Source organism: Ferrovibrio sp. GW821-FHT12D07, assembly GCF_058807275.1.
Map to the genome: position 1 here is coordinate 1445402 of NZ_JBXAQN010000001.1, position 14880 is coordinate 1460281.

Genomic DNA, 14880 nt, shown 5'->3' on the forward strand with positions numbered 1-14880 from the left:
CAGATGGCCTGCGATCAGGCAGACATTCTGGCCTGATCCCGTGCGGTGCTGCGATTGACCATTACGCAATCGAATTCAATCAGGCGCATGCCCGGATCGCGGCTGATCGGATAAAGGCCCGAGATATCGAAACCGGCATTGTTCAGGTATTTGATCGTATCCATGTAGCCCGGCATGCCTTCGTAGATATTGATGATCGAGGCTTCGCTCTGCAGGGCGGAGATGTTCGGCAGGATTGCCGTGGCACCGCCCAGAACCTCCAGATCGAAGCCCTGGGTATCCAGCTTCAAATAGACATTGTGGAAGCCGTGGCGGCGCTGCAGTTCGGGCAGGATTTCATCCAGACGGTGCACGGCGACGATTTCGGTATGGCTGGCTTCGTTCAGGCCGTTGAATTCCGGCACGGCGGAATTATCCGGTGTCAGGAAGGAGCTGAACTGGTCGGATTTCATCACATGGATGGGCAGTGAGCCGCGATTGCGGCCCAGGGCATGGCCAACAATCTCCCAGTGTGGATCATTTAAGCGACGCTGCTGCAGGGTGGCGACATTCCGGCTGACCGGCTCGAAGGAGATGATCAGGCCTTGGTAGCCGACCTTGTCGCGCAGGAAATCGTGGTACTGGCCGGTATTGGCCCCAACATCCAGCACGCAATCGATTTTCAGGAAGCGGAACAGCTGCCCCAGATGGATCGCGAAATCGCGGTCCTTCACATCACGCAGCGGCACGATGTCATAGCCCATCGCACGGGAAGTGTTTCGAATCCAGTTTTTGACAGGGCGAAGCATGGAGGGGGCCTGTGGCTGAGTGGCGGGAAGCCATCAGCATCGCGAGGCGCATCCCGAATGGGAAGTGACCATTCGGTGGCTTGCCTGGGGCGGAAACGGCGGGGTTCCGCCGATGTGGCTACATTGTGGCGCCGATCTGCCAGGGCACAAATTCGGCATCCCCGAAGCCCAGTTCTTCACTCTTTGATTGTTGGCCCGAAGCCACTGAGATGATCTTGTCGAAAATCTGCTGGCCCATCTGCGGCACGCTGATGCCTTCGTCCAGGATGGCGCCACAGTTGATGTCCATATCCTCTTCCATGCGGCGATACATGGCTGAGTTGGTCGCCAGCTTGATTGAAGGCACCGGCTTGGCCCCGAAGACCGAGCCGCGGCCGGTGGTGAAACAGATGATGTTGCCACCGCCCGCAATCTGTCCGGTCGCCGAGCAGGGGTCATAGCCGGGGGTGTCCATGAAGACGAAGCCCTTGGTATCCACCGGTTCGGCATATTTGTAGACGCCGCGCAGATTGGTGGTACCACCCTTGGCAGCTGCGCCCAGCGACTTCTCCAGAATGGTGGTCAAACCACCCTTCTTGTTGCCGGGCGAGGGATTGTTGTCCATCGAGCCGCCATTGCTTTTGCAGTATTCCTCCCACCAGCGGATACGCGAAATCAGCTTCTCGCCGATCTCGCGGTTTTCGGCGCGGCGGGTCAGCAGATGCTCGGCACCGTAGATTTCCGGCGTCTCGCTCAAGATGGCCGTGCCGCCATGGCGAACCAGCAGATCGGCGGCTGCGCCCAGAGCCGGATTGGCGGTGATGCCGGAATAGCCGTCCGAACCGCCGCATTGCAGGCACAACGTCAGATGTGAGGCCGGCACGGTTTGGCGCTGGATGGCATTCGCATCAGGCAGCATTTCCTTCAGCTGTGCTATGCCGCGCTCCACCGTCTTGCGGGTGCCACCGCTGTCCTGGATTGTCATGCTCTTCAGGCGCGGGCTGTGCTTCAGGCCCTGGGCTTCCATCATGAAGTCGATCTGCGCCACTTCACAGCCTAGGCCGAGCATCATCACGCCCGCGAAATTCACATGCTGGGCATAGCCCCAGAGCGTGCGCTGCAGGTTTCCATAACCTTCGCCCTTGTCGGCCATGCCGCAGCCGGTGCCATGCACGATGGCGACCACGCCGTCGATATTGGGATAGTCACGCAGGGCATCACCCTTGAAATAGTCGGCGATATACTTGGCCACGGTGGCGGAGCAGTTCACGCTGGTGATCACGCCCAGATAGTTGCGTGTGCCGGCCTTGCCATTGTCGCGCATGTAGCCCTGGAAGGTGGCGCGCTGATCTTCGGGGATATAAAGCGTCGGGCGCATGTCGGCGCCGTAGGCATAGTCGCGATCAAAATCGCCCATCACCATGTTGTGGCTGTGCACATGCTGGCCGGGCTCGATCGGCATGGAGGCGAAGCCGATGATCTGGTTGTATTTGCGGATGGCTTCGCCCTGCGCGATCGGGGCTGTGGCGACCTTGTGGCCGGCAGGAATGATGCTGCGGCAGGTGACATTGCCGCCTTCCACACTCATGCCGGGCTGCAGTTCGGCCCGCGCCACGACCACATTATCGTTTTCGTTCAGGCGGATGACCGCCGATACCCGATCCAGCATGATGTCCTCCCACGGACTTATGCAGACAGTTTAGCGTAACAGGCCGCGCTGCGCGAGATTACGCATCAGCGCCCGGCTGCCAAAGGTCCAGGGTGGCAGGCGGTCGCAGGTCTCGACCCGGTTGACCAGGCCACCCAGACGGGGCGAGCGGATGATCACCACGTCGCCGGGCTTGTGTGTGAAGCCCATACCCGGTGCGCCGCGATCCTGGATCGGCGCAAACATCGTGCCGGTATAGAGCATCGCGCCATCGGGATACTGATGGCTGTTGCCGAAGGCCTGGCCGGCAAGATCGGGCAGGTCGCGGCTGATGCGGGCCAGATGCGAACTGGCTTCCAGGCGGAAATTATCCTGTCCCTCGATCACCAGGCTGACCTCGACCCGGCGCAGGTCGTCAAGCGTGAAATGATTGTCGAAAAGACGGATGAACGGGCCAATCGCGGATGATGCATTGTTGTCCTTGGCCCGGCCCAGAAGCAGCGCGCTGCGGCCTTCCACATCGCGCAGGTTCACATCGTTGCCCAATGTGGCGCCGACGATCTTGCCATGGCTGTTCAGTGCCAGCACGACTTCCGGCTCGGGGTTGTTCCAGGTCGAGTCCGGATGGATGCCGACAGGCATTCCGGTGCCGACCGAGGCCATGGGCTGACATTTGGTGAATATCTCGGCGTCGGGCCCGATGCCGACTTCCAGATACTGCGACCAGCCGCCACGCTTGATCAATGTCTCCCGCAGGCGCATGGCTTCGGGCGAGCCGGGCTTGATGCGGGCCAGTTCGCCGCCCATGGCGGCGGCGATCTCGGCGCGTACGGCATCGGCACGGCTGGCATCGCCGCGAATCTGTTCCTCGATCACGCGTTCGATCAGGCTGTCGGCGAAGGTGACCCCGGCAGCCTTCACAGCCTGTAGATCGCAGGGCGGCAGCAGGTAGGGCGCAGTCAGCGTCGCGGTATTCTTCAAGAGGTCAGCCAGCGCGCCGATGCGGGGGGCAGCCTTGATTGCTTTGGCCACAGCAGTGGCCGGCTGGTCGAGATCAAGCAGTTCGCTGCTGGTCGCGGCAAGTGCAGAGAGATCGACGACATCCTCGCCACGCAAGGCCGCAACCACGGGGCCTGCGGGATTGCCGGCAATCCAGGCGCGACCGACCAGCGTGGCTTGCTGGTGATCCTCGGGCAGGCAGGCGGCCAGCACAGTGTCTTGCATGATCGGTGTCCTGAGTGGGCAATACGGTGCTGCGATTTAAGCCCGGAAGGCGGGCATCTGCATAGGCTTTGATCATCATCACCTGTGCTGCACTGCCGCAGAACCAGCTTTCATGGTCGCGGCGCGCTGGCAGGCTCCTTGCTTGTTCAGGACCGGCATACAAAGATCGGATCCATGTCTTCCGCGTTTCTGCTCATTCATGTGCTTTCGGCATGAGATCCGGTCTCAACCGCAAGGGGCATGACATGACGCGCCTGATCACGGTGGGCGCGGCCCAGCTTGGTCCCATTGCCCGCAGCGAAACACGGCCTCGGGTGGTGGAGCGCCTGATCGGGCATCTGCGCGAGGCCAAACGGATGGGGTGTGATCTGGTCGTCTTTCCGGAACTGGCGTTGACGACTTTCTTCCCGCGCTGGTTCATGACCGATCAGGCCGAAATCGACAGTTTCTTCGAGCGTGAGATGCCGGGGCCAGCCACGCAGCCGCTATTCGACGAGGCGCGGTGGCTGGGACTAGGGTTTTCACTCGGCTATGCCGAGTTGACACCGGAGGGACAGCATTTCAATACCTTCATCCTGGTCGGCAAGGATGGTGCGATCATCGGTAAGTACCGCAAAGTGCATCTGCCGGGCCATGCCGAGCATGAGCCTTGGCGTGAATTCCAGCATCTGGAGAAGCGCTATTTCGATATCAGCGATACAGGTTTCAAAGTCTGGCGCGGTTTTGGCGGCATCCTCGGCATGTGTATCTGCAATGACCGGCGTTGGCCCGAGACCTATCGCATGATGGGCCTGCAAGGTGCCGAGATGATCCTGCTTGGCTACAACACGCCAGTGCATAACCCGCCTGCGCCCGATCATAACGCGCATTCATTGTTCCATAATCAACTGGTCATGCAGGCCGGCGCCTATCAGAACGGTTGTTGGGTTGTCGGCGTCGCCAAGGCTGGCAACGAGGAGGGTGTGCCGATGATTGCCGGCACGCAGATCATCGCGCCCTCGGGCATGACGGTTGCGGCGACGCGGGGTGAGGGCGACGAGCTGGCGGTGGCGGTTTGCGACCTTGATGCCTGCGTCAGCTACAAAACCACCACTTTCAACTTTGCAGTTCATCGCATGCCGCAGCATTATGGGCTGATCACCGCGCGCAAGGGAGCCGAGCCGCCGCCATGAAACCGAAGAAAGCCGTCGTTACACCGATCACTCCGCCGGCAAAACCAGCCGCTGCCCTGCCGCCACCGCTGGTGGCCGGTCTGTTCGCCGAGGCTGGCGTGCAACTGCGTCCCGGCCGTGCCGATATCATCGCCGGCAGCCTTGGCGTCGCCGTTGCAAAATTCCGCACCGTAGCCCACAAGCTGGCGTTCGAGCGCGAACCAGGCCTGTTTCCGCAGACACTGGAAAAGACCGCGATGAAAGGCGGCCGCAAGTGAGCAAGAAGACATCGGATATTGCTTTGATCAATCTGGGCCTGGCCGAGGCTGCCCGTGCCGTCGCCAAGGGGCAGGTAACCGCCCAAGCCCTGACCGAAGCCAGTCTTGCGCGCATTGCTGAATGGCAGCCCAAGACCAATGCCTTCCTGAAGCTGGAAGCGGATGCAGCACTGAAGGCGGCCAAGGCGGTGGACCGTGCGCGCAAGCGCGGTGTGAAGCTCGGCCGTGTGGCGGGCGTGCCGCTGGCGCACAAGGACATGTATTATCGTGCTGGCAAGGAAAGCTCCTGCGGCTCGGCCATCCGCCGGCACTGGAAGGCGACCGAGACCGCCACGGCATTGCAGCGCCTGGACGCTGAGGGTGCACTCGATCTGGGCCGTCTCAACATGGCGGAATTTGCCTTCGGTCCGACCGGCCACAACTATCATTATGGCCATGCCCATAATCCATGGAACACTGACCGCATCACCGGTGGGTCATCCAGCGGGTCGGCCGCGGCCGTGGCCGCCCGCATGGTGTTCGGTGCCTTAGGCTCCGATACCGGTGGCTCGATCCGCCAGCCCGCACATTACTGCGGTCTGGTCGGCATGAAGCCAACCTGGGGGCGGGTCAGCCGTGCCGCTGCCATGCCGCTCAGCTATTCACTGGATACGGTGGGGCCGCTTACACGTCGCGTGGAAGACAGCGCCTTGCTGATGGAAATCCTGGCCGGCGCCGATCCGCGTGATCCCACGGCCAGCGCCCGCCCGGTTGATACCTATGTGAAGGCGGTGCAATCGGGCACCGTCCGCGGCCTGAAGATTGCCGTGCCGCGCCGCTATTTCTGGGACAAGCTGAACAAGCCCAGTGCCGAACTGCTGGAGGGTGCGCTGAAGGTCTTTGCCAAACTGGGTGTGAAGGTCGTCGAGATGACGCCGCCCGACATGGAGATGATCACGGCAGCCTCATTTGTAATGATCTCGGCTGAAGCCGCGGCATTGCATGCATCCTGGCTGCGCACCCGGCCCAACCTGTATGGCGATCAGGTGCGTGGGCGTCTGGAAAACGGTTTGGCCCTGAGTGCGGTGGACTATATCGACTCGCAGCGCTGGCGCAGTGAGGCGACGTCGGCATTTCTGAAGGCCATGAACGGTGCCGATGCAGTCTTTGCGCCCGTCGCCGACAAGCCGGCACCGACGATTGCCGAGACAGATGTGGCCGGAAAGCCTGAAGCTGCCAAGACCATCGCCTCGCTCACGCGGCTCACCCGCCCGATCAACTATCTCGGCCTGCCCTCGATGACGGTGCCGGCCGGTTTCGTGCGTGGCGGAATGCCGGTTGGCTTCCAGCTGATCGGCAAGCCGTTTGATGAAGCGATGCTGTATCGACTCGGTGGTGCTTTTGAAGCGAAACAGCCGACCTATGACCGGATCCCGCGGTAAGCTGAACCACTGCGCGTAACCAATCTCGCCTGTCGGGCGCTGCTTATTTTCCGGGCAACACTGGATTCCATATAAGCAGCGCCCGATGGCGTTCTCATTTGTGTGCGTAGAATCAAGTTCTTCGTTCGTGGCATGGACCTTGCGTCTTCATCCCCATCTTCCAACCTGGGGTGAAGACCATGGCCTGCAAAAAAGTTTCCACGACGCTTCTCGGCCTGCTCACGGCTGCGGCCTTGGGTGGCCTTACGGCGGCGCCCGCGCTGGCGCAGGGCGTGCTGCGCATCGGCATGACCGCCTCCGACATCCCGCTGACCACCGGCCAGACCGACAATGGCGGCGAAGGCATGCGGTTCATGGGCTATACCATCTATGACGCCCTCGTGAACTGGGACCTGAGTAAGTCCGACAAACCCTCTGATCTGGTCGCGGGCCTCGCCGAGAGCTGGGGCACCGATGCCACCGACAAGACCAAGTGGACCTTCAAGCTGCGTCCTGGCGTGAAATTCCATGACGGCAGCGAATGGACCGCCGAAGTCGCCGTCTGGAACTTTGAAAAGCTGCTGAACAAGGATGCCCCGCAGTTCGATCCGCGCCAGTCGGCGCAAGGCCGTTCGCGCATCCCGGCAATCGCCAGCTACAAGGCGGTGGACAAGCTGACGCTGGAAATCATCACCAAGAGCCCGGATGCCACGCTGCCTTACCAGCTGGCCTGGATCATGTTCTCGTCCAAGGCGCAGTTCGAGAAGGTCAAGACCTGGGACGAATTTGCCAAGACCCCGTCCGGCACCGGCCCGTGGAAGTTGACCGCCTTCGTACCGCGCGAGCGCGCTGAAATGGTGCCGAATGCGGATTACTGGGATAAGGCCCGCGTGCCGAAGCTCGACAAGCTGGTCGTGATCCCGCTGCCCGAGCCGAACGCCCGCGTCGCCGCGCTGCGGTCCGGCCAGGTCGACTGGATCGAGGCTCCGGCGCCGGACACGGTCGCCTCGCTGAAGAGCGGCGGCTTCACCATCATCACCAATGCCTATCCGCATAACTGGACCTGGCATCTGTCGCGCGCCGAGGGTTCGCCGTGGAACGACATCCGTGTGCGCAAGGCCGCCAACCTGGCCGTCGATCGCGAAGGCATGAAGGAACTGCTGAGTGGGCTGATGATCCCGGCCACCGGCTTCTTCCCGCCGGGCCACCAGTGGTTCGGTAATCCCAGCTTCAAGGTCAAGACCGATCTGGTCGAAGCCAAGAAGTTGATGAAGGAAGCCGGCTTTGGCCCGGAAAAGCCGCTGACCGCCAAGGTGCTGATCTCGCCCTCGGGCTCGGGCCAGATGCTGCCGCTGCCGATGAACGAATTCGTTCAGCAGAACCTGGCGGAAATCGGCCTGAAGATCGAGTTCGAGGTGGTCGAGTGGAACACGCTGATCAACATCTGGCGCGCCGGCTCCAAGCATGAGAGCTCGCGCGGCGGTACGGCGATGAACTACAGCTACTTCATCCAGGACCCCTTCACCGGCGTCATCCGCCATCTGCAGTGCAACCTGGCGCCGCCGGCCGGCACCAACTGGGGCCATTACTGCGATCCGGACATGGACAAGCTGTTTGACGAGGTGCGCAACACCTTCGATCCGGCCGGCCAGACCAAGGTGATGCAGAAGATTCACGAGAAGTATGTGGATGACGCCATCTTCCTGATGATCACCCATGACGTGAATCCGCGTGCCATGACCTCGAAGGTCAAGGGCTTCGTGCAGGCGCAGAACTGGTTCCAGGACTTCTCGCCTATCACGATGACCAAGTGACGTGAGTTGACGGCTGGCCCTGACCAGCAGGGCCGGCCTTTCTCTTATCTTTTAGAACCGGCGCCCCATGCTGATTTATGCCATCAAACGGCTGATCTATGTCCTGCCTGTCGCCTTCGGCGTCAGTCTCGTCTGCTTCATGCTGGTGCATATCACGCCGGGCGATCCGCTCACCGCTGTCCTGCCGGTGGATGCGACAGCCGAGCTGCAGGCCGAGATGCGGGTGATCTACGGCTTCGACAAGCCGCTGCCGGTGCAATACGTCATCTGGCTCGGTAAGGTTCTGGTTGGCGATCTGGGCGTCTCGATCGCCACTGGCCGCGCCGTTCTTACCGAAGTGTCGCGCGCCGTGGGCAATACCTTGATGCTGGCGGCCGTCGCTACCATGATCGGCTTCTTCTTCGGTGCGCTGTTCGGCTTTGTCGCCGGTTATTTCCGCGACTCTGTTATCGACCGCATTGCCTCATTCCTTTCGGTCCTCGGCGTCAGCGTGCCGCATTACTGGCTCGGCATGGTGCTGGTGATCCTGTTTTCCGTGCAGCTCAGCTGGTTGCCGGCCACCGGCGCGGGACCGGGTGGCTCGATGGACTGGTCCTGGGATTGGGCGCATATCCGCCACTTGATCCTGCCGGCGGTCACCATGTCGGTGATCCCGATGGGCGTCATCGCCCGTACCATCCGCGCGCTAGTCGCTGAAATCCTGTCGCAGGAATTCGTCCAGGCGCTCGGCGCCAAGGGCCTGATGGATCGCGGCATCTTCCGCCATGTGGTGAAGAATACGGCCCCGACAGCACTGGCCGTCATGGGGTTGCAGCTGGGCTACCTGCTCGGGGGTTCGATCCTGATCGAGACGGTCTTCTCCTGGCCGGGTACCGGTTTCCTGTTGAATGCCGCCATCTTCCAGCGCGATCTGCCGCTGCTGCAGGGCACCATCCTGGTGCTGGCGATGTTCTTCGTCATGCTGAACCTTCTGGTCGACGTGCTGCAGACGGCGCTCGACCCGCGCATCCAGCGGAGTTGACCATGGCCGTCGGTGCGTTTGACGACAAGGTGACGATAGCGCCCATCCAGGTATCGGATGGCTATTGGCGCGGTGTGATCCGGCGCCTGAGCCGCGATCCGGTGGCTATGGTTGCGCTGGTGCTGATCGTGACTTTGGTGCTGATGGCTGTTCTGGCACCCTATATCGTGCCGGCCGATCCCATCAAAGGTTCCATGCTGCGGCGCCTGCGTCCGATCGGTACGCCGGGATATCCGCTCGGCGCCGACGAACTCGGCCGCGACATGCTCTCTCGTCTCATCTACGGCGGCCGGCTGTCGCTGTTCATGGGCGTGACACCGGTGTTGATGGCCTTTGTCATTGGTTCGGGGCTGGGCATTTTCGCAGGCTATGTCGGCGGCAAGCTCAACACCGCCATCATGCGCACCATCGACATCTTCTACGCCTTTCCTTCGGTGCTGCTGGCCGTGGCGCTCTCGGGTGCGCTGGGCGCCGGCATCACCAATGCGCTGGTGTCGCTGACCATCGTCTTCGTGCCCCCGATCACCCGCGTTGCGGAAAGCGTCACCACCCAGGTGCGCAACCGCGATTACGTGGAAGCGGCGCGCGCCAGCGGCGCCGGCGGCCCGACCATCGTGCGGGTGCATGTGCTGGGCAATGTGCTCAGCCCGATCTTCGTTTACGCCACCAGCCTGATCTCGGTCTCGATGATCCTGGCTTCGGGTCTCAGTTTCCTCGGTCTAGGCGTCAAGCCGCCGGAGCCGGAATGGGGCCTGATGCTGAACACGCTGCGGACCGCGATCTATGTGAATCCAATGGTCGCGGCGTTGCCCGGTGCGATGATCTTCATCACATCGATTTCCTTCAACCTGTTCTCCGACAGCCTGCGGTCAGCCATGGATGTACGCGCATGAGCGTGATCGATCAGGATATCTCCCTTGACCCGCGTGATCGGGGCGGCCCGCGCCAACCGCTGCTCACCGTGCGCGGTCTGGTCAAGCATTTCCCGGTGAACAAGGGCCTGTTGGGCCGCACGACAGCTGTGGTCCGCGCCGTCGATAACGTGGATTTCGACTTGATGAAGGGTGAGACGCTAGGCATCGTGGGCGAGTCCGGTTGCGGCAAGTCCACCACGGCACGTCTGTTGATGCATCTGATCCAGCCGGATCAGGGCAATATCATCTTCGACGGCGAAGTCGTGGGCCAGGAGCTCTCCCTGCAGGAATACCGCCGTCAAGTGCAGATGGTGTTTCAGGACAGCTACGCCTCGCTCAATCCACGCCTGACCATCGAGGATTCGATCGCCTTTGCGCCGCAGGTGCATGGCGTGTCGCGCCGCGAGTCCATCGGCCGCGCCCATGACCTGCTGGCCCGCGTCGGCCTCGAGCCCAACCGCTTCGCCGGCCGTTATCCGCATGAACTCTCCGGTGGCCAACGCCAGCGCATCAATATCGCCCGCGCCCTCGCATTGGAGCCGCGCCTGGTTATCCTGGATGAAGCCGTGTCGGCGCTCGACAAGTCGGTCGAGGCACAGGTCCTGAACCTGCTGCTCGATCTGAAGGAAGCCTTCGGCCTGACCTACATCTTCATTTCGCACGATCTCAACGTGGTTCGCTTCATCTCGGACCGCGTCATGGTGATGTATCTGGGCAAGGTAGCCGAGATCGGCACGGCGAATGACATTTTCGACCGGCCGGCCCATCCATACAGTGGCGCGCTGCTGTCCTCCATGCCGGCGATGGATCCCGACGCGCGCACCATGGAGGCGCCGCTCTATGGTGATCCGCCCAATCCGATCAATCCGCCATCGGGCTGTCGTTTCCATACGCGCTGCACCCGCGCCGAAGCGGTTTGCAGTGTCGAGGTGCCGAAGCTGGCCGTCACCGGTTCGGCGCAGCAGGTTTCCTGCCTGATATATGAGGCGGGGTCAGGGCATTCGGCGGCTGGCCCGGCCCGGGAGGCTGCGGAATGAGTGAGAAACCGGCACCCATGATCGATATCCGCGATCTCACCGTCACCTTCACCGGTGGCCGCAAGCCCGTGCATGCCGTCAACGGCGTGACGCTGAGTGTGGCGCGCGGTGAGGTTCTGGCCCTGCTGGGCGAGTCTGGCTCGGGCAAGAGCGTGACCCTGCGCTCCATCCTCAACATGCATCCGAAAAAGCGCACCCGCAGCAGCGGCAGCGTGATCGCGGCAGGACAGGATGTGATGGCGCTGTCCGGCCGTGCCCTGGCCGATTATCGCGGCAAGACCGCCTCGATGATCTTCCAGGAGCCGCTGCTGGCACTCGATCCGGTCTATACGGTCGGTGCGCAGATGGTGGAAAGCATCCGCCGACATGAATCGGTGTCGAAAAGCGAAGCCTATGCCCGGGCACTGGCTCTGCTGCAGAAGGTGCGCATTCCTTCGCCGGAACGTCGCCTGGACGCCTATCCGAACGAGATGTCGGGCGGCATGCGCCAGCGCGCCATGATTGCGCTGGCGCTTGCGTGCAATCCCAAGATTTTGCTGGCCGACGAGCCGACCACGGCGCTGGACGCCACCGTGCAGATCCAGATCCTACTGCTGCTGCGCGACCTGCAGCGTGAACTCGGCCTGTCGGTGATCCTGGTGACCCATGATATCGGCGTGGCGGTCGAGATGGCCGATCGCGTCGCCGTCATGTATGCCGGGCGCATCGTCGAGACCGGCAGCGTGCGCGATATCATCCGCAATCCGCGTCATCCCTATACACAGGGGCTGCTGGCATCGCGTGCCCATGACGCCATGTCGACGGCGCGCCTGGATGCCATCCCGGGATCGCCGCCCGATCTGGCCAACTTGCCGCCCGGCTGCGCCTTTGCGCCGCGCTGCAAATATGCGGAGCCCAGTTGCCTGGTGGCGACGCCAGACCCGGTCATTGTCGGGAACCAGCATCAGGCACGCTGCATTCGCCTCGCCGAGCTGGCAGCTGCCTGATCAGCCTTGCGGCAGACCGCTCAGAGCCGTCTGCAGGCGTGACGCCGCGAAATCGATGAAGCCCCGGACTCGCGCATTGGCGCGGCGGCCTTCGCGGTGCACCAGATGCACCGGGATGGCTGGGAGTTCGTAATCGGCCAGTACGATCTGCAATTCTCCGCTCAGCAGATAGGGTGCGATCATATAGGACAGAACAGTAGTGATGCTGCGGCCGGCAAGGGCGGCGCTGATCGCCACATCCGCTGAATTGACCACGAGTTGCGAGGGCGGCAGCAGGGTTTCGCTGCGGCCGCCATTCTGGAAAACCCAGGGCTGCGGGGCGAGGAAAGCCGAGAACAGGCAGGCCTGATGACTGGCCAGATCAGCCGGCTGCTTCGGGATGCCATGGTGGGCAAGGTAGGTGGGCGAGGCGCAGATCACGCGGCGCACGGTGCCGACGCGCACAGCGCTCAGGGATGAATCCGGCAGATGCGCGATGCGCACGGCGACATCGAAACCTTCGTCGATGATGTCGACCACGCGATCGACGAACAGGCTGCGCATCGTCACGTCCGGATACTGCTGCAGGAAGTCCAGCATCACCGGCGCCACATGAATCCGTCCGAACATGGCCGAGGCGGTGAGGCTGAGCGTGCCGCGTGGCGCGCCATGCATGCCGGCGGCCGAGGCTTCGGCCTCATCAACCTCGGCCAGGATGCGCTTGCAATCGGTCAGGAAGGTGGTGCCGGCCTCGGTCAGACGCACGACGCGGGTGGTCCGGTGCAGCAGGCGGGTGCCGATCCGGTCTTCCAGTGCGGCGATGGCGCGCGTGATCCCGGGCGCCGATAGCCCGAGCTGCCGGGCGGCCTGTGTGAAGTTCTGCGCTTCGGCAACGGCGACGAAGGCGCGCATAGCGTCCAGGCGATCCATCTTATTATTTCAATATTAGTAATAGTATATTGTCAAATCACCATATTAAGTATTTTCAAGGCAAGACCATAGTGAGGGCCTGATCCAACCCGAGGACCCGCCATGACTGCCCCGTCGCTCCGCCTCCACCGTTTCGCGCTCTCCGGCCATGCCCACCGCGCCGAACTTTTCCTCTCCCTGCTGGGACTGCCCTTCACCAGCATCGATGTCGATCTGGTCAACAAGGCGCAGAAGCAGCCGGATTTTCTGGCGCGCAACGCTTTCGGCCAGGTGCCGGTACTGGAGGACGGTGATGTCGTGATCTCTGACAGCAATGCCATCCTGGTCTATCTCGCCTCGCGCTATGACCAGAGTGGCCAGTGGCTGCCGCGCGATCCGGTGCAGGCCGCGCAGGTGCAGCGCTGGCTCTCGGTCGCTGCGGGCCAGCTGGCATCCGGGCCAGCTGCGGCGCGGATGGTTGTGCTGTTCAAGGCACCCTTCGATCACGACCGGACCAAGCAGATCGCCGCCCAGCTCTATGCTGTGATGGATGCCCATCTGGCCAGCCAGTCTTGGTTGGTGGGGAACAACGCCACGATTGCCGATATCGCGCTTTATTCCTACACGGCGCATGCGCCCGAGGGTGGCGTGTCGCTGGAACCGTATCCGAATATCCGGGCCTGGCTCGGCCGTATCGAAGCCTTGCCCGGCTTCGTCGGCATGCCGCGCAGCGCCGTCGCGGCCTGATCGCAGGAGGCCATCATGGCTGCTAATCCGAATGAAGGACTGCCGGGCTGGCCGGAAGGTTCGCCCTGGCATGCCGGCGAACAGGCACTGCAGGCGCGTGCTGGCGTACGCGAACGCATGGAGATGGCGGGCCGCCGTGCACTGCGCGACTTTATGCCGGAGCAGCATCGCGAATTCTTTGTCCAGCTTCCCACCCTGATCGTGGGCAGCCTGGATGAGAAGCGGCGGCCCTGGGCCTCGATCCTGGTTGGACGGCCGGGTTTCATCGGTACGCCCGATCCGCAGCTGCTGACCGTGAGTGCTGCGCCGCTGCCCGGCGATCCGCTGGCGCGCAATCTGACAAAGAACGCGCCGCTCGGTTTGCTGGGATTGCAGCCGGAAACCCGGCGGCGCAATCGCGCCAATGGCCGCGTGCTATCGAGCGATCCCGGTGGTTTTGTCGTGCAGGTCACGCAGAGCTTCGGCAACTGTCCGCAGTATATCCAGGCGCGGCAGCCCTTCTTCGTCGACACTGTAGAGATCGCGCCGACGGCTCATGCGGAAGAGGCTCGGATATCAGAGCAGGCAGCAGCTTTGATCCGGCAGGCCGATACCTTCTTCATCGCCACGGCGGCTGCCGGCGCCAGTGGCATTGATCCGGTGCATGGCGTGGATGTCTCGCATCGTGGCGGTCGGCCCGGCTTTGTGCGGTTGACCGAGAAAGAGGGGCACAGCGTGCTCACCGTGCCGGATTTCTCCGGCAACAATTTCTTCAACACGCTGGGCAACATCGCCAGCAATCCGGTCGCCGGCCTGCTGTTCGTCGACTACGCCACCGGCCATGTGCTGCAGTTGACCGGCCGCGCCAGCATCATCTGGGACGGGACCGAGGTCGCGGCTTTCGAAGGGGCACAGCGGCTGATGCGCTTTGAAGTCGATCGCGGCATGTGGCTGAACGACGTGCTGCCGCTGCGCTGGTCAGCGCCGGCCTATGCGTCGCAGTTGGTCCATACCGGAACCTGGTAA

At 62.5% G+C, this 14880-nt stretch carries 14 protein-coding genes; 10 read left to right on the forward strand and 4 right to left on the reverse strand.

Annotated features, from left to right (window positions below; genetic code table 11):
* Window positions 1-14: 14 nt before the first annotated feature.
* The 3 genes from AC1RRE_RS07205 to AC1RRE_RS07215 form a co-directional block, all read right to left on the reverse strand.
* Window positions 15-788, reverse strand: coding sequence for an FkbM family methyltransferase (locus tag AC1RRE_RS07205; protein WP_492980436.1), 774 nt, complete (start codon window positions 786-788; stop codon window positions 15-17).
* 118 nt (window positions 789-906) lie between these two features.
* A complete protein-coding gene (locus tag AC1RRE_RS07210; RefSeq protein WP_492980437.1) occupies window positions 907-2436 on the reverse strand; it encodes a UxaA family hydrolase in 1530 nt (509 codons plus the stop codon).
* Between the two features lie 30 nt (window positions 2437-2466).
* Window positions 2467-3639, reverse strand: a complete 1173-nt coding sequence (locus tag AC1RRE_RS07215) for a fumarylacetoacetate hydrolase family protein (protein ID WP_492980438.1) — start codon at window positions 3637-3639, stop codon at window positions 2467-2469.
* 212 nt (window positions 3640-3851) lie between these two features.
* On the opposite strand from AC1RRE_RS07215, the gene AC1RRE_RS07220 reads away from it, so the two are divergent.
* The 8 genes from AC1RRE_RS07220 to AC1RRE_RS07255 all read left to right on the forward strand — a co-directional run bounded on the left by AC1RRE_RS07220 (window position 3852) and on the right by AC1RRE_RS07255 (window position 12240).
* Window positions 3852-4811 (forward strand): N-carbamoyl-D-amino-acid hydrolase, encoded by a 960-nt coding sequence (locus tag AC1RRE_RS07220; protein ID WP_492980439.1) that lies wholly within the window; start codon window positions 3852-3854, stop codon window positions 4809-4811.
* Window positions 4808-5068, forward strand: a complete 261-nt coding sequence (locus AC1RRE_RS07225; protein ID WP_492980440.1) for a hypothetical protein — start codon at window positions 4808-4810, stop codon at window positions 5066-5068. Before AC1RRE_RS07220 ends, AC1RRE_RS07225 begins: the two co-directional genes overlap by 4 nt.
* Window positions 5065-6489, forward strand: a complete 1425-nt coding sequence (locus AC1RRE_RS07230) for an amidase (protein ID WP_492980441.1) — start codon at window positions 5065-5067, stop codon at window positions 6487-6489. The genes AC1RRE_RS07225 and AC1RRE_RS07230 overlap by 4 nt, the downstream gene beginning before the upstream one ends.
* A 179-nt stretch (window positions 6490-6668) precedes the next feature.
* Window positions 6669-8282 (forward strand): ABC transporter substrate-binding protein, encoded by a 1614-nt coding sequence (locus tag AC1RRE_RS07235; RefSeq protein ID WP_492980442.1) that lies wholly within the window; start codon window positions 6669-6671, stop codon window positions 8280-8282.
* Between the two features lie 67 nt (window positions 8283-8349).
* Window positions 8350-9303: an ABC transporter permease gene (locus tag AC1RRE_RS07240; protein WP_492980443.1), complete on the forward strand. Its 954-nt coding sequence runs from the start codon at window positions 8350-8352 to the stop codon at window positions 9301-9303.
* A gap of 2 nt (window positions 9304-9305) precedes the next feature.
* Window positions 9306-10196, forward strand: a complete 891-nt coding sequence (locus tag AC1RRE_RS07245; RefSeq protein ID WP_492980444.1) for an ABC transporter permease — start codon at window positions 9306-9308, stop codon at window positions 10194-10196.
* Window positions 10193-11254, forward strand: a complete 1062-nt coding sequence (locus tag AC1RRE_RS07250; RefSeq protein ID WP_492980446.1) for an ABC transporter ATP-binding protein — start codon at window positions 10193-10195, stop codon at window positions 11252-11254. The genes AC1RRE_RS07245 and AC1RRE_RS07250 overlap by 4 nt, the downstream gene beginning before the upstream one ends.
* On the forward strand, window positions 11251-12240 hold the full coding sequence (locus AC1RRE_RS07255) for an ABC transporter ATP-binding protein (RefSeq protein WP_492980447.1): 990 nt from the start codon (window positions 11251-11253) through the stop codon (window positions 12238-12240). The genes AC1RRE_RS07250 and AC1RRE_RS07255 overlap by 4 nt, the downstream gene beginning before the upstream one ends.
* On the opposite strand, the gene AC1RRE_RS07260 is transcribed toward AC1RRE_RS07255, so the two are convergent.
* Window positions 12241-13149 carry a LysR family transcriptional regulator gene (locus tag AC1RRE_RS07260; protein ID WP_492980448.1) on the reverse strand — a complete coding sequence of 303 codons (909 nt, stop codon included), beginning with the start codon at window positions 13147-13149 and terminating at the stop codon, window positions 12241-12243.
* 102 nt (window positions 13150-13251) lie between these two features.
* Between AC1RRE_RS07260 and AC1RRE_RS07265 the strand changes: the two genes are divergently transcribed.
* The gene (locus tag AC1RRE_RS07265) at window positions 13252-13875 is read left to right on the forward strand and encodes a glutathione S-transferase family protein (RefSeq protein WP_492980449.1); all 624 of its coding nucleotides are present in this window, start codon (window positions 13252-13254) and stop codon (window positions 13873-13875) included.
* Between the two features lie 15 nt (window positions 13876-13890).
* Window positions 13891-14880 (forward strand): pyridoxamine 5'-phosphate oxidase family protein, encoded by a 990-nt coding sequence (locus tag AC1RRE_RS07270; protein WP_492980450.1) that lies wholly within the window; start codon window positions 13891-13893, stop codon window positions 14878-14880.

Bases quoted from the DNA above. Each gene is read 5' to 3' on its own strand.
- AC1RRE_RS07205 (WP_492980436.1), bottom strand. From the start codon at position 788: ATGCTTCGCCCTGTCAAAAACTGGATTCGAAACACTTCCCGTGCGATG.
- AC1RRE_RS07225 (WP_492980440.1), top strand. From the start codon at position 4,808: ATGAAACCGAAGAAAGCCGTCGTTACACCGATCACTCCGCCGGCAAAA.
- AC1RRE_RS07260 (WP_492980448.1), bottom strand. From the start codon at position 13,149: ATGGATCGCCTGGACGCTATGCGCGCCTTCGTCGCCGTTGCCGAAGCG.
- AC1RRE_RS07255 (WP_492980447.1), top strand. From the start codon at position 11,251: ATGAGTGAGAAACCGGCACCCATGATCGATATCCGCGATCTCACCGTC.
- AC1RRE_RS07250 (WP_492980446.1), top strand. From the start codon at position 10,193: ATGAGCGTGATCGATCAGGATATCTCCCTTGACCCGCGTGATCGGGGC.
- AC1RRE_RS07245 (WP_492980444.1), top strand. From the start codon at position 9,306: ATGGCCGTCGGTGCGTTTGACGACAAGGTGACGATAGCGCCCATCCAG.
- AC1RRE_RS07235 (WP_492980442.1), top strand. From the start codon at position 6,669: ATGGCCTGCAAAAAAGTTTCCACGACGCTTCTCGGCCTGCTCACGGCT.
- AC1RRE_RS07220 (WP_492980439.1), top strand. From the start codon at position 3,852: ATGAGATCCGGTCTCAACCGCAAGGGGCATGACATGACGCGCCTGATC.
- AC1RRE_RS07265 (WP_492980449.1), top strand. From the start codon at position 13,252: ATGACTGCCCCGTCGCTCCGCCTCCACCGTTTCGCGCTCTCCGGCCAT.
- AC1RRE_RS07215 (WP_492980438.1), bottom strand. From the start codon at position 3,639: ATGCAAGACACTGTGCTGGCCGCCTGCCTGCCCGAGGATCACCAGCAA.
- AC1RRE_RS07240 (WP_492980443.1), top strand. From the start codon at position 8,350: ATGCTGATTTATGCCATCAAACGGCTGATCTATGTCCTGCCTGTCGCC.
- AC1RRE_RS07270 (WP_492980450.1), top strand. From the start codon at position 13,891: ATGGCTGCTAATCCGAATGAAGGACTGCCGGGCTGGCCGGAAGGTTCG.
- AC1RRE_RS07210 (WP_492980437.1), bottom strand. From the start codon at position 2,436: ATGCTGGATCGGGTATCGGCGGTCATCCGCCTGAACGAAAACGATAAT.